Source organism: Paramicrobacterium agarici, assembly GCF_002563955.1.
Lineage (GTDB): Bacteria > Actinomycetota > Actinomycetes > Actinomycetales > Microbacteriaceae > Paramicrobacterium > Paramicrobacterium agarici.
Genome location: NZ_PDJE01000001.1, coordinates 3,177,749 through 3,192,232, shown reverse-complemented (window position 1 = coordinate 3,192,232; position 14,484 = coordinate 3,177,749). Strand labels below are relative to the sequence as shown.

Below are 14,484 nucleotides of genomic sequence, written 5' to 3'. Positions count from 1 at the left end.
AGGAGACATCATTGGACATCACACAGGAGCAGGCGAACTGGTTCAAGGACGCCTTCACGAGCCTCGTCGACAACGTCGACAAGGCCATCGTCGGCAAGCAAGACGTCATCAGGCTGGTTATCGCGTCTCTACTGACCGGCGGCCACGTGCTTCTCGAGGACTACCCCGGAACGGGTAAGACCGTGCTGGCGAAGTCGCTCGCGAACACGCTCGAGGGCGCAAGCTCCCGCATCCAGTTCACTCCCGACCTGCTCCCCAGCGACGTCACCGGCGTGACGATCTATAACCAGCAGACGCACGTCTTCGAGTTTCACAAGGGACCGATCTTCGCCCAGATCGTGCTCGCCGACGAGATCAACCGCGCGTCGCCCAAGACACAGAGTGCCCTGCTCGAGGTCATGGAAGAGGGCCTCGTCACTGTCGACGGAGAGACGCACCCCGTCGGCAGCCCCTTCATGGTGATCGCCACGCAGAACCCCGTCGAGCAGTCGGGAACCTACAAGCTTCCCGAAGCACAGCTCGACCGCTTTCTCGTGAAGACCTCGCTCGGCTACCCCGATCGTGACACGAGCGTCGAGCTGCTCATGGATGCTGCGAACCGCTCGAGGTCGACGAGCGTCGGCCCCATCATCAACGCTGAGTCGGTGAACGCCATGATTGCGCTCGCCGGGCAGGTGCACGTTGAGCGCTCGATCATGGAGTACATCACCGACATCATTCATGCGACACGCTCTGACAAAGACGTTGCGCTGGGCGTGAGCATGCGCGGCGGCCTTGCCCTCGCACGCATCGTAAAGGTGTGGGCTCTCAGCCAGGGGCGCACGTACGCGACGCCCGACGATGTCAACGCGCTCGCCGTCCCCGTGCTCGCACACCGTCTGCTCGTCGATCCGGAGTCGGAGTTCGCCGGCACCAAGGCAGATCAGATCATCGACCGCATCCTTCTCTCGATCACACCGCCGGCGTATCGCGCAGCATGACAACGACCGTCGAGCACGAAAGCCCGCAGTCGACGACGCGTCTGTCGCCGCTGCTGACACGTGCTGCGACGACGACGCAGAGGGTCAGGCAGGGGCTCGCGACATTCGTCGTGCCCGTGACGAAGGCCATTCACCCGTTTTTCGCCACCGTGAGCTCGACCGGGTGGCTCGTCGCCGTCGTCGGGGTCGTGCTACTCGCCGCGGGTCTCGTGCTCGGCTGGGCCGAACTCGTCTTCGCGGGTGCCGCGTTCGTGAGCGCCTTTGCCATCGCGGCGCTGTTCACCATCGGCCGCTCGCGCTTCGCGGTGTCTGTGCGGTTGAACCCGCGCCGCGTCACCGTGGGGGAGCGCGCCGTCGGCGAGATGATCGTGACGAACACGGCAAAGCGCAACTCGCTCGCGACGACATTCGAGCTGCCCGTCGGCGACGGTCTCGCGGTCTTCGACGTTCCCGGACTCACGCCCGACGACGTCTCTGAAGAGCTGTTCGCCGTTCCCACCGAGCGTCGCGCGGTGATCATCGCCGGCCCGGCTCGCTCCGTGCGCGGTGACCGCCTCGGTTTGTTCCGCCGCAGCGTCGACTGGACGGACCCGATAGAGCTCTTCGTGCATCCGCGCGTCGTGCGCCTGCATCCCACCGCCGCCGGACTCGTGCGCGACCTCGAAGGCCAGATCACCAAGAAGATCACCAACAACGACATCTCGTTTCACGCGTTGCGCGACTACGTGCGCGGCGACGACGTGCGGTACGTGCACTGGCGCAGCTCCGCGCGAACGGGGCAGCTCATGGTGCGGCAGTTCGAGGAGTCTCGCCGGTCGCAGCTCACCATCGTGCACAGCGCCAACCGGCGTTACTACGCAAGCGACGACGAGTTCGAGACTGCCGTGTCGGTGACGGCATCGATCGCGACGCAGGTGATCAGAGACGCCACCGATATCAACGTGGTCAGCGAGGGGATGCGGCTGCGCACGCACACGCTGCAGGCAATGCTCGACGACAGTTGCCGCATTCAGCCGTTCGACTCCGACGAGTCCGCTCGCGATTTCGCCCGCAACGCCACGAAGCGACTTCCCGACCCCAGCGTCGTCGTAATCGTCGCGGGGTCGATGATGGATGCTGGTGACTACCGCAGCATCCAAAGGCTCTTTTCGGGCGAGGTCAACGTGATCGCCCTGCGCGTCGCCGAAGGCGGCCAGCCGCGCGTTCAAGACGTCGCCGGGCTGCAGGTGTACACGATCGGTGCGCTCCGCGACCTGACCCGCATCATGGAGAAGGCGCAGTGAGCGAGAGGCGCGCGGCTCGCAAGGCCCAGCAGCAGGACGCCGGTACGCAGAAGCGGCGGCTCAGCGGCGTTTTCGCGCGCACCCCTCGCGAGAACCGGGCGGCGTTAGCGCCCGGAACCGTGACAACCCAGACCTGGGTCGACGTGGCCGTGGTCGCGGGACTCGTCGTCATCGGCCTTCTCGGGTGGATGCCCGTCTTCGACGGACTGACGCACCTTTCGGCTTCGCTCGGGGGGCTCGCCGTCGGGCTCGGTGTCGCGTGGGGCAGTCACCGGCTGCGGCTCAACGCGGTGACGACAGTGCTCGCGCTGTTCGTGGCGTACTTTCTCTTCGGCAGCGCTCTCGCTCTGCCCGGCGATGCCCTGTGGTTCGTGCTTCCGACCCTCGATACGGTGCGAGACCTCGCGGTCGGCGCTGTGTTCGGCTGGACAGACGTCGTAACCCTCGCCGCTCCCGTCGGGGCACCGCCGCATCTCGCCGTGCTGCCGTACGTCTTCGCGTGCGTGCTCGGCGTCGTCGCCGGCGTTCTGCTGTTCCGCTGGCTGCCGAAGCGCTACCGCACGCTGTGGCGCTGCGGCCTCGTGCTGCTCGTGCCTCTCGCCGCCTTTGCGCTGCCGGTCGTGCTCGGCACACGAGAGCCGTTCTTCGCACCGCTGCGCGGCCTGGCCGTGGCGGTCATCGCCTTGATCTGGCTCGGATGGCGCCGCCCGGAGGGCAAGAACATCAGCCTCTCTGAGAAGTCGGGACTGCGTCGCGCGCGCGTTGTCGGCACCGCAGCCGTAGCACTCGCCTCCATCGTGATCGGCGGCTTGGCAGCATCCCTTCTTCACCCCGCTCCTGAAAGCAGGCTCGTGGTGCGCGACGAGGTGCAGCCGCCGTTCGACCCCGAGCTGTTCCCGAGCCCGCTCTCGGGCTACCGCATCTACACGAAGACGCTCAACGAGACCGACTTGTTCACGGTCACGGGAATGATCCCGGGCGATCGTCTGCGTCTCGCGGTCATGGACACCTACGACGGGCACCTCTGGAACGTCGCAGGGCCTGAGCTGGCAACCGAAGGCTCCGGGCTGTACGAACTCAGCGGATCGACGCTGCCCACCGCGCCGCTCGCCGACATCGTCGACAGACGCGGCATCTCGATCGATGTTCTCGGCTACTCCGGACCGTGGCTGCCCACGATGGGCGTTCCCCAGAGAATCGACCTCGACGGCATCGACCGCGAACGGTCCGCGGGCTTCCGCTACAACGCGTCGACGAGCTCCGCCGTGCTGATCGACGGCGTTACGTCAGGCATCGAGTACTCCATGCGCAGCGGCATCCAGGCCGTGCCCGGTGACGAAGAGCTCTCAGACACTCCTGTGGCCCCGGTCGGAATGCCTCCCGTCGAGAAGGTTCCCGACGTCGTCGTGGCGAAGGCAAAGGAGTACGCTGGCGCGGCCGAGACGCCGATCGATCAGCTTCGCGCCATCGAGTCCGCGCTCGTCACCAACGGCTACCTCAGCCACGGGCGAGAAGAGGATGCTGCGTCATCACGCGCCGGACACGGAGCTGATCGCATGGAGGAGCTGTTCACTCGCTCGCAGCTCATCGGCGACGAAGAGCAGTATGCGTCGGCGATGGCGCTCATGGCCCGCAGCTTCGGGTACCCGGCTCGCGTCGTCATGGGATTCGCGCCGAAGTCGATCATCGAAGGCTCTCCCACCACCGTCACGGGTGACGACGTCACGGCCTGGGTCGAGGTGCCGTTCGAGGGCGTCGGCTGGATTCCGTTCTTTCCGACTCCAGACGAGACCGAGATTCCGCAAGACCAGAACCCGAAGCCGCAGAGCGAGCCTCAGCCCCAGGTGCGGCAGCCCCCGCGGTCAGAGAAGCGTCCAGACGATCTGCTGACCGAGAGCGAGATCGACGACAAGAAAGACGAAGACGACGAAGACGCGTTCGCTCTGCCCGGCTGGGCGGTGGCGGCGCTGTCGACGCTCGGCGGACTGCTGCTGCTCTATCTCGTGCCGCTGCTGATCATCGCGCTCGTCAAGCGGCGGCGCGTGAAGCGGCGTCGCCGTGCGGAGTCCGCCCATGCACGGGCGTCTGGCGCGTGGGACGAGTTTCTCGATCGCCACGCCGAGCTCGGCTACGACGTTCCCGTGCGCACTCGCTCCGGCGTCATCGAATCGCTCGCGGTGCAGAGGGAGACGGATGCTGCGGGAACAGCCACGCTCGAATCGCTCGCCTTCGACGCAGACGCCGCCGTTTTCGGCGCTCACGACGCCCCCGATTCGACGGTCGACGACCTGTGGAGTCAGTCAGATGAGCAGTCGCGACTCGCGGCGCGAGCGGTAGGCTGGTGGCGACGTCAGGTGAGCCGTTTCCGGGTCAGTCGCGCACGACGAGCGCCGAAGCGGTCGAAGGCGTCGAGGAGGAACGATGAGCGCTGACGACGCCGCCGCACGCGCAGGCGGCGCGCAGCCTGACACGTGGAACGGCGTGCCGGTTCCTCCGCGGCCGCCTCTGCCACCGCTGCCCGACGAGCAGGCAGCGGCGTCGCCGACGCGACCCGACTCTGAGCAGGGCGAGAAGCCCGAGGCATCCGAGGCCGTGACGCGACCGGGCTTCATCGGGCTGCCTCCCGGCATGCAGGCCGACATCGACACGATCCCGGCTTCCGCGGGCGCCCCTGCACCGGGCGTTGCGCCCGTGCCCGCGCTCGACGACAGCACGTCGGACTGCGAGCTCGAGTTCGAAGACGGCACGCGGATCGCTGTCGACGGCAGCATCCTGATCGGCCGTGACCCGAACGCGCAGTCCGCCTTCCCTGACGCGCAGGCCATCGCCGTCGTCGATGTCAGTCGCAGCATGTCGAAGACGCACGCCGCCGTTCAATGGTCGCGCGGCGCGGTCTGGGTCACCGACCTCAACTCGACGAACGGCACACGCATCATCGATGCGTCGGGGCGCGAGACCGCGTGCGTTCCCGGGGTGCCGACGCCCGCCCCGCGTGACGGGGGAATCCTTTTCGGGCGCGCTCTCGCTTCGCTTCGGGCGAGGGGCAGCGATGGAACCGAGTGAGGCCAGAGATCCGCGGCTGATCGCTCTGGCCCAGGCGGCGTTCGCCGTCGCGCTGTATCTCGCGCTCGTCGTCGCCAGCTTCGGCATCCTGAGCCTTCTGACCGACACCGACGTCATCGACGTCGACGCGAGCCTCCTGCTCGGTCCCTCGATGGTCGCGACATCGATCGTGATCGTCGCTCTGCGGCTCGTTGGCGCGGCCGTGCACCTCGTTCAAGAGCGCGAGCGGGGCGATCTCGCGGTTCGTGTTCCGCTTGGCGGCGGGCTGCTCACGGGACTCGGCGCGCTCGTCGGCTACGTGGTCATCGGCGGGATGCTGCGGGCCGTCGCCCTGCGCGACCCGGGCGTGCTGCTCGAGTTCGCCCTGCACGAGCTGCTGCGGCCGTACAGCCTCGCGATTGGGGTGCTCGCTGCGCTCGTGCACATCAGCTTCGTCGTGATGATCGGGCTCGGGGGAGACGACCCGAAGCGGCCGCTCTGGCCGTGGGAGAAAGACTGAACGGCACCGCGCAGAGTACGGTTGTCGTATGGAGCGGACCCTCGAGGCCAAGGTCGGCAGCGCTGTCGACGCATGGATCGCCTGGCTCCCTCGGTGGAAGCCGGCGACGCACCGCGTGCGTACGCGCGTGTGCAGACGATGCCTCGGCTCGCCCTTTCTCGCCGCGCTCGGCGTCGACGCCGATGTTCCGCACGGCGTGCAGCACGGCCTGACGACCCGCATGAAGGCCCTCATCGACGACGTCGTCGACGACTACACCGATCAGAATCTGCCTCTGCTCTCGCGAGAGCTGCACGAGTCCGAAAAACGCAAATCGCGGTCGTACCGCCCTGAGGTGGGACTCGATCCCGAATTCGACGGTCTGCAGCTTGACCCGGACCCGGTTCCCGGCGAACCGTTTCTCTTCACGCTCGGGGAGCTGGCCGAGGGCGGCGACGTGCCGGAATCGGTGCGCCCCGTCGAACTGAGCGATGAAGAGAAGCAGGCGCTGCGCACAGAGATCCGGCTCGCAGACGAATGCGCCGACCACGCGGGACGCCTCATCTGCCAGTTTCTGCAGCAGCACCGCGTCGCTGCGCGAGAGGCGATTGCGACGATTATCGAACCGCAGGTGAGCGCGCTTTTGGACGCCCTGTCGGAGAGTCTCGACGCGCCCCCGACCCGGTGGTGACAAGTACCCCTGGACGGCGGCGGGGGTTGCGGACAAACTAGTATCACCAACGCACGAGGGGGAGAGATGTCGTACCCACCCAATGACCCGCAGCAGCCCTGGCAGCACGGAAACCCGCAGAGCAACCAGCCGCAGGGCAACGAACCTCAGCAGCCGTATGGTCAGCAGCCCGAACCGCCTCAGCAGCCCTATGGTCAGCAGCCGCAGCAACCCGAGCCGCAGCAGCCGTACCGGCAGCAGCCTCAGCAGCCGACAGGCCCGCAGCAGCCGTACCAACAGCAGCAGCCTCAGCAGCCGTACCAGCAGTCAACGGGCTCGCAGCAGTCGTATGGGCAACCGCAGCAGCAGCCGCAAGCGCCACAGCAGCCCGCCGCGACGAACCCCTACCCGCAGACGCCTGGTGAGCAGCAGCCGACGGGTCCGCAGCATCCCTACACGCAGCAGCCCGATTACGGCGCGCAGCAGACGCAGGTGTACCCGCCGCAGAACACCGAGGCCTACCCCGCGGGTGGCGGCGGCCAGCCTCCTCAGAAGAAAAAGAAGTCAATGGTCGGCTGGATCGCCGGCGGCTCAGCGCTTCTGCTCATTATTATCGCGGGTGTTGTCGGCTTCGCCATCGGCAACGCAGCGCACGCTCCGGAGAACCAGGTGACCGCGTATCTCGACCTTCTGAAGGCGGGTAAGGCAGAGCAGGCGCTCAAGGACTCCGGGGTCAAGGTCGAGAAGGGCGACGTGCTCTTGACCGACGAAGCGTACAAGGCAGCGGACGACCGCATCTCGAAGTACTCGATCTCGTCGACAGAGGTCTCGGGCGACAGCGCGACGGTGACCGCCTCGATCTCGCAGGGCGGCGAGACCTACGAGCAGGACTTCTCTCTGAGCAAGGCGGGCAAAGACATGGTCTTCTTCGACAAATGGAAGCTCGATGCGCCCAAGCTCGGCGAAGTCTCGTACTCGGTCGTCGGACCTCAGAATGCCAAGGTCGCTGTGAATGGCGTGACGGTGGCAGCCGAACCGGGCGAGAGCGCCGCGCTGCGTGCCCTTCCGGGGACGTACAGCATCGCGATGTCCGAGGACCAGGGAGTCTTCCAGGCCGAGGGCGTCTCGACGACGGTTCTTGGGTTCGGCAACGAAGCTGAAGAGGCGCCCGAGCTGACCGTGACACTCTCAGAGGAGGGCGTGACGGCGGCGGAAGAAGCGGTGACCGCGTTCCTCGACGAGTGTGAAGCTTCTACGGAGATGGCCCCCGACGGCTGCCCCAACTTCGCGAGCGACCGAGGCACCAAGAAGGTGGAGGACATCGTCTGGACCATCGACCCGCGGCCGGAATTCTCTGTCGGCGAGTACGACGGTTCCGGATGGGCCGTGACCACAGACCAGATGGGCGAAGCAGACCTGTCGGCCACCGTCACGTGGCCCGACGACAGAGTCGAGAAGAACGTCAGCCTGGAGAACCCGATCGACATCTCCGTCGACGGCGCCGTCACCTTCGGCGAAGACGGCACAGCGACCTTCGAATGGGACGAGTTCTAAGTCGCGACGAGCCGAACCACAGGCCCGGTTTCGACCGGGCCTGTGGTATTTGACCGGCACCCGCTGTGCCCGTATCATAGATCGGGTGTGCGCATTCGCGTGCGCTGAATCGTGCCTTCGCGCGATGAAGCCGCGTAGAGGCACTCACATCCTGGGTTGGTTCGAATGGAACGACCCCCACGGCATATTCGCCACCAGCATCCTTCGCATTCTGTCGGATGGGCGGATCGTGGCGGCGCGCGAGCGATCGCGTGCCTCACCATCACATATTCGCTGTCACCGTGCAGCACATTGAGGAGAAGCAGTGCCAACTATTCAGCAGTTGGTCCGCAAGGGTCGCAAGTCGAAGTCTGCAAAGACCAAGGCTCCCGCCCTGAAGGCCAACCCCCAGCAGCGAGGCGTGTGCACACGCGTCTACACGACCACCCCGAAGAAGCCGAACTCGGCAATGCGCAAGGTGGCTCGTGTGAAGCTCTCGAACGGTACAGAGGTCACCGCGTACATCCCGGGTGAAGGTCACAACCTTCAGGAGCACTCGATGGTGCTCGTCCGTGGTGGACGTGTCAAGGACCTCCCGGGTGTCCGCTACCGCATCGTTCGCGGTGCGCTCGACACGCAGGCCGTCAAGAACCGCAAGCAGGGTCGCAGCCACTACGGCGCGAAGATGGAGAAGAAGTAATGCCACGTAAGGGACCAGCACCCAAGCGCCCGGTCATTGCTGACCCCGTCTACGGCGCCCCGATCGTCAGCCAGCTCGTCAACAAGATTCTCGTTGACGGCAAGAAGGCTCTCGCTGAGCGCATCGTCTACGACGCGCTCGAGGGAGTCGCGGCGAAGAACAGCCAGGATGCTGTCGTCACCCTGAAGAAGGCGCTCGACAACGTCCGTCCGTCCATCGAGGTCAAGAGCCGCCGTGTCGGTGGCTCGACCTACCAGGTGCCGGTCGAGGTCAAGCCTCACCGCGCCAACACTCTCGCACTGCGCTGGCTCGTGAGCTACGCGAAGGGCCGCCGCGAGAAGACGATGACGGAGCGACTCACCAACGAGATCCTCGACGCGTCGAACGGCCTCGGCGCCGCTGTGAAGCGTCGTGAGGACACCCACAAGATGGCCGAGTCCAACCGCGCATTCGCACACTACCGCTGGTAGCAGTCGGGAGGCGTCCTCCGCAGCAGCGCTGCGGAGGCGCCGCCCACACACCACTTCACATTCACTTTCCGGAGGAACCCCGTGGCACAAGACGTGCTCACTGACCTGAAGAAGGTTCGCAACATTGGCATCATGGCGCACATTGATGCCGGTAAGACCACTACCACTGAGCGCATCCTGTTCTACACGGGCGTCAACCACAAGCTCGGTGAGACCCACGACGGTGGAGCGACCACCGACTGGATGGAGCAGGAGCAGGAGCGTGGCATCACGATCACGTCTGCCGCTGTCACCTGCTTCTGGGAAAACAACCAGATCAACATCATCGACACCCCGGGTCACGTTGACTTCACCGTCGAGGTTGAGCGCTCGCTGCGCGTCCTCGACGGAGCCGTTGCCGTCTTCGACGGCAAGGAGGGCGTCGAGCCGCAGTCTGAGACCGTGTGGCGTCAGGCTGACAAGTACGACGTTCCGCGCATCTGCTTCGTCAACAAGATGGACAAGCTCGGTGCCGACTTCTACTTCACCGTCGAGACGATCAAGAGCCGTCTCGGAGCGAAGCCGCTCGTGCTTCAGCTGCCGATCGGCGCTGAGAACGACTTCGTCGGTGTCGTCGACCTCATCGAGATGCGCGCCAAGGTGTGGCCCGGCGATGCCAAGGGAGACGTGACCATGGGCGCCAAGTTCGAGGTCCGCGACATTCCCGAGGACCTGCAGGCCAAGGCCGAGCAGTACCGTACGGAGCTGCTCGAGACCGTCGCCGAGACGAGCGACGAGCTCATGGAGAAGTACTTCGCCGGTGACGAGCTCACGATCGACGAGATCAAGGCCGCGATCCGCAAGCTCACCGTCAACAGCGAGATCTACCCGGTTCTCTGCGGCTCTGCTTTCAAGAACCGCGGTGTGCAGCCCATGCTCGACGCTGTCGTTGACTACCTCCCGTCGCCGCTTGACGTGCCAGCCATCGAGGCGCACGACCCGCGCGACGAAGACAAGGTCATTCTGCGTCACGCCGACAGCGGCGAGCCGTTCTCGGCTCTCGCATTCAAGGTTGCCGTTCACCCGTTCTTCGGTCGTCTGACCTACGTGCGCGTGTACTCGGGCAAGCTCGACAGCGGTGCACAGGTCATCAACTCGACCAAGCAGAAGAAGGAGCGCATCGGGAAGATCTTCCAGATGCACGCCAACAAGGAGAACCCTGTCGAGTCCGTGACAGCCGGCCACATCTACGCGGTCATCGGCCTCAAGGACACGACGACGGGCGACACGCTCTGCGACCCGAGCGACCAGGTCGTTCTCGAGTCGATGACGTTCCCGGAGCCGGTCATCGAGGTCGCGATCGAGCCGAAGACCAAGGCTGACCAGGAGAAGCTGTCGACAGCCATCCAGAAGCTCGCCGAAGAGGACCCGACGTTCCGCGTCGAGCTCAACGCCGAGACGGGCCAGACCGTGATCAAGGGCATGGGCGAGCTGCACCTCGACATCCTTGTCGACCGCATGAAGCGCGAGTTCCGCGTCGAGGCTAACGTGGGTAAGCCCCAGGTGGCCTTCCGCGAGACCATCCGCCGCGCCGTGGACCGTCACGACTACACCCACAAGAAGCAGACCGGTGGTTCTGGTCAGTTCGCGAAGATCCAGTTCGCGCTCGCACCGCTTGAGGTTGAGGGCGACAAGGTCTACGAGTTCGAGAACAAGGTGACCGGTGGTCGCGTTCCGCGCGAGTACATTCCGTCGGTGGATGCCGGGTTCCAGGATGCGCTTCAGGTGGGCGTGCTCGCGGGCTACCCGATGGTGGGCGTCAAGGCGACCCTGCTCGACGGTGCTGCACACGATGTCGACTCGTCGGAGATGGCGTTCAAGATCGCCGGTTCGATGGGTATGAAGGAAGCCCTCCCCAAGGCCAGCCCGGCTCTCCTCGAGCCGCTCATGGCTGTTGAGGTGCGTACTCCTGAGGAGTACATGGGTGATGTCATCGGCGACCTCAACTCGCGCCGTGGCATGATCCAGTCGATGGAAGACGCGTCGGGTGTCAAGGTGATTCGCGCCAACGTCCCCCTCTCGGAGATGTTCGGATACGTCGGTGATCTGCGGTCGAAGACCTCGGGTCGTGCCGTGTACTCGATGCAGTTCGAGACGTACGCCGAGGTCCCGAAGGCGGTTGCCGACGAGATCATCCAAAAGGCTAAGGGCGAATAGCCTGAGCCGCTGGGCGCCCGCTGTGCACACAGTGCGGCGCCCGGTCGTCACCTAGTAACATAAATACACAAATCCCCGTAGAGAATCGGTCGCAATCCAGTGCCCGCTGTATCTACACGAGAGTCCTGAGGAGGACCACAGTGGCTAAGGCCAAGTTCGAGCGGACCAAGCCGCACGTAAACATCGGAACGATCGGTCACGTCGACCACGGTAAGACGACCCTTACCGCTGCGATCTCGCACGTTCTGGCACTCAAGTTCCCGTCGGACGTCAACGTCCAGCGCGACTTCGCCAGCATCGACTCGGCTCCTGAAGAGCGCCAGCGCGGCATCACGATCAACATCTCGCACGTTGAGTACGAGACCGAGAAGCGCCACTACGCTCACGTTGACGCTCCCGGCCACGCCGACTACGTGAAGAACATGATCACCGGTGCTGCCCAGATGGACGGTGCGATCCTCGTGGTTGCCGCCACTGACGGTCCGATGGCTCAGACCCGCGAGCACGTCCTGCTCGCCAAGCAGGTCGGCGTTCCCTACCTTGTCGTGGCTCTCAACAAGTCCGACATGGTGGACGACGAGGAGATCATGGAGCTCGTCGAGCTCGAGGTTCGCGAGCTTCTCTCGAGCCAGAGCTTCGACGGCGACAACGCGCCGGTCATTCAGGTTTCGGCACTCAAGGCTCTTGAGGGCGACGCCAAGTGGGAGCAGGCGATCCTCGACCTCATGGAGGCCGTCGACAACAACGTTCCCGACCCCGTGCGCGACAAGGACAAGCCGTTCCTCATGCCGATCGAGGACGTCTTCACGATCACCGGTCGTGGAACCGTCGTCACCGGCCGCGCCGAGCGCGGTACTCTCGGCATCAACTCCGAGGTCGAGATCGTCGGAATCCGTCCGACGCAGAAGACCACGGTCACGGGTATCGAGATGTTCCACAAGCAGCTCGACGAGGCATGGGCCGGCGAGAACTGTGGTCTGCTTCTTCGCGGAACCAAGCGTGAAGACGTTGAGCGCGGTCAGGTCGTCGTGAAGCCTGGTTCGGTTACGCCGCACACCAACTTCGAGGGCACCGCCTACATCCTCTCGAAGGACGAGGGTGGCCGTCACAACCCGTTCTACACGAACTACCGCCCGCAGTTCTACTTCCGCACCACCGACGTCACCGGCGTCATCTCGCTGCCCGAGGGCACCGAGATGGTCATGCCCGGCGACACGACGGACATGTCGGTCGAGCTGATTCAGCCGATCGCTATGGAAGAGGGCCTCGGGTTCGCTATCCGTGAGGGTGGCCGCACCGTTGGTGCCGGTACCGTCACCAAGATCAACAAGTAGTCTTCGCGACTTCAGATCTCACAAAGGGGTCGGGCCTTCGGGTCCGGCCCCTTTTTCGATGGGTTCACGCCCTTGTCACGTCGTCATCGGATCGTCAGAATGGTCACGAGACCGCCGTCGATATACAGGAGGGAATCATGGGACTCTTCGACAAAGGCAAGGAACTGTTCGAGCAGAACAAGGACAAGATCGACGAAGCGCTCCACTCGGAGAAGGCGGAGGGCATGAGCGATCAGATTCTCGATAAGGCCGCAGACGGCGCGGACAACCTGACCGGCGGAAAATACTCAGACAAGATCGACGGCGCACGGGATGCTGCCGACAAGAAGCTCGGCGACGAATAGCGTCTGTATCACAAAGCGATGATCCTGCGGAGGGCTCGGTTTTTCGGGTCCTCCGCATTCCGTTGCGGTCGCCAGCCGCGACTCTGCTGTGAATGTGAGGCGAGGTGCGCCAGCGCGACACGCCCGGGTTGCAGAATGCCCAGATATCTGGCAAACTCATCTAGTTCAGTATTTCGGACGCGCCCTGTGGCGTGCCTTTCCGGATCACTGCCAGGCAGTGCATAGACCACCGAGATGTCTAGGCCGCGGGCAGCAGAACGCCGACTTAATCACTCAAACAATTCCGCTGAGTATTCGTGTGCCCTGAAGCGGGCGGATCTCGTGGAGAGTGATGAAGCTTGACAGAAGAACAGTGGTACGCGAAGAAGTGCCCGTGTCAGAGGGGAAACCCGCTGGCACACAGTAGAGAGCGTCCAATGCGAGCAATTCGTAAGACGCACGACAGAGAGTGAGTCACAGATGGCGGGACAGAAGATCCGCATTCGACTTAAGTCGTATGACCACGAGGTCATCGACACCTCGGCGCGCAAGATCGTCGACACAGTCACCCGTGCGGGTGCGCAGGTCGTCGGCCCCGTGCCGCTTCCGACAGAGAAGAACGTGGTGTGTGTCATTCGCTCACCCCACAAGTACAAGGACAGCCGCGAGCACTTCGAGATGCGTACCCACAAGCGGTTGATCGACATCGTCGACCCGACTCCGAAGGCCGTTGACTCGCTGATGCGACTCGACCTGCCGGCCGACGTCAACATCGAGATCAAGCTCTAAGGGAAGTCATGGCTACGCAGAACAAGACCAGCAAGGGTCTGCTCGGCAAGAAGCTGGGCATGACTCAGGTGTGGGACGACGAAGGCAAGGTCGTTCCCGTCACCGTTATCGAGATCACCCCGAACGTGGTTACCCAGGTTCGCACCCCCGAGGTCGACGGCTACAACGCCGTGCAGATCGCCGCAGGCGAGATCGACCCGCGCAAGGTGGACCAGCCCTCCGCCGGGCACTTCAAGAGCGCCGGTGTCACTCCCCGCCGTCACCTCACCGAGGTCCGCACGGATGACGCTGCTGACTACTCACTCGGTCAGGAGCTCACCATCGACGGCGTGTTCGAGGCCGGCCAGAAGGTCGACGTCGTCGGCACGTCAAAGGGTAAGGGCTTCGCCGGTGTCATGAAGCGCCACAACTTCCAGGGCGTCTCCGCGTCGCACGGTGCTCACCGCAACCACCGCAAGCCGGGCTCCATCGGTGCGTCGGCCACTCCCGGTCGCGTCTTCAAGGGCCAGCGCATGGCTGGCCGCATGGGCGGCGACCGTGTGACTGTCCTCAACCTCCGCGTGCACGCCATCGACGTGGAAAAGGGCCTCATGCTCGTCAAGGGCGCCGTTCCCGGTCCCCGTGGCCGCATCGTTTTCGTCCGCAACGCAGTGAAGGGAGCGTAG

At 64.6% G+C, this 14,484-nt stretch carries 14 protein-coding genes; all 14 read left to right on the top strand.

Translation table 11 applies throughout. The features are described 5' to 3' along the window. Window positions 1-11 precede the first annotated feature (11 nt). Window positions 12-980: an AAA family ATPase gene (locus ATJ78_RS15590; protein ID WP_169923481.1), complete on the top strand. Its 969-nt coding sequence runs from the start codon at window positions 12-14 to the stop codon at window positions 978-980. Continuing rightward, window positions 977-2,263 carry a DUF58 domain-containing protein gene (locus tag ATJ78_RS15585; protein ID WP_245836355.1) on the top strand — a complete coding sequence of 429 codons (1,287 nt, stop codon included), beginning with the start codon at window positions 977-979 and terminating at the stop codon, window positions 2,261-2,263. The genes ATJ78_RS15590 and ATJ78_RS15585 overlap by 4 nt, the downstream gene beginning before the upstream one ends. Further along, the gene (locus ATJ78_RS15580) at window positions 2,260-4,695 is read left to right on the top strand and encodes a transglutaminase TgpA family protein (protein ID WP_098409078.1); all 2,436 of its coding nucleotides are present in this window, start codon (window positions 2,260-2,262) and stop codon (window positions 4,693-4,695) included. Before ATJ78_RS15585 ends, ATJ78_RS15580 begins: the two co-directional genes overlap by 4 nt. Then, window positions 4,685-5,326: an FHA domain-containing protein gene (locus tag ATJ78_RS15575; RefSeq protein WP_098409077.1), complete on the top strand. Its 642-nt coding sequence runs from the start codon at window positions 4,685-4,687 to the stop codon at window positions 5,324-5,326. The genes ATJ78_RS15580 and ATJ78_RS15575 overlap by 11 nt, the downstream gene beginning before the upstream one ends. Continuing rightward, window positions 5,313-5,825, top strand: a complete 513-nt coding sequence (locus ATJ78_RS15570; RefSeq protein WP_098409076.1) for a DUF6121 family protein — start codon at window positions 5,313-5,315, stop codon at window positions 5,823-5,825. Before ATJ78_RS15575 ends, ATJ78_RS15570 begins: the two co-directional genes overlap by 14 nt. Before the next feature lie 28 nt (window positions 5,826-5,853). Beyond that, a complete protein-coding gene (locus ATJ78_RS15565) occupies window positions 5,854-6,495 on the top strand; it encodes a spermidine/putrescine ABC transporter substrate-binding protein (protein WP_098409075.1) in 642 nt (213 codons plus the stop codon). 66 nt (window positions 6,496-6,561) lie between these two features. Further along, window positions 6,562-8,028, top strand: coding sequence for a hypothetical protein (locus tag ATJ78_RS15560; RefSeq protein ID WP_098409074.1), 1,467 nt, complete (start codon window positions 6,562-6,564; stop codon window positions 8,026-8,028). A 304-nt stretch (window positions 8,029-8,332) separates the two neighbouring features. Continuing rightward, window positions 8,333-8,707 carry a 30S ribosomal protein S12 gene (rpsL, locus tag ATJ78_RS15555; RefSeq protein WP_098409073.1) on the top strand — a complete coding sequence of 125 codons (375 nt, stop codon included), beginning with the start codon at window positions 8,333-8,335 and terminating at the stop codon, window positions 8,705-8,707. Further along, window positions 8,707-9,177, top strand: coding sequence for a 30S ribosomal protein S7 (gene rpsG / locus ATJ78_RS15550; protein ID WP_098409072.1), 471 nt, complete (start codon window positions 8,707-8,709; stop codon window positions 9,175-9,177). The genes rpsL and rpsG overlap by 1 nt, the downstream gene beginning before the upstream one ends. Window positions 9,178-9,258: 81 nt before the next feature. Then, on the top strand, window positions 9,259-11,373 hold the full coding sequence (fusA, locus tag ATJ78_RS15545; RefSeq protein WP_098409071.1) for an elongation factor G: 2,115 nt from the start codon (window positions 9,259-9,261) through the stop codon (window positions 11,371-11,373). 140 nt (window positions 11,374-11,513) lie between these two features. Then, window positions 11,514-12,707, top strand: coding sequence for an elongation factor Tu (gene tuf, locus ATJ78_RS15540; RefSeq protein ID WP_098409070.1), 1,194 nt, complete (start codon window positions 11,514-11,516; stop codon window positions 12,705-12,707). A 137-nt stretch (window positions 12,708-12,844) separates the two neighbouring features. After that, window positions 12,845-13,051, top strand: a complete 207-nt coding sequence (locus tag ATJ78_RS15535; protein WP_098409069.1) for an antitoxin — start codon at window positions 12,845-12,847, stop codon at window positions 13,049-13,051. Between the two features lie 459 nt (window positions 13,052-13,510). After that, entirely contained in the window at window positions 13,511-13,819 is a 309-nt protein-coding gene (gene rpsJ, locus ATJ78_RS15530; RefSeq protein ID WP_098409068.1) for a 30S ribosomal protein S10, read from the top strand. 8 nt (window positions 13,820-13,827) lie between these two features. Then, window positions 13,828-14,484 carry a 50S ribosomal protein L3 gene (gene rplC, locus ATJ78_RS15525; protein ID WP_098409067.1) on the top strand — a complete coding sequence of 219 codons (657 nt, stop codon included), beginning with the start codon at window positions 13,828-13,830 and terminating at the stop codon, window positions 14,482-14,484.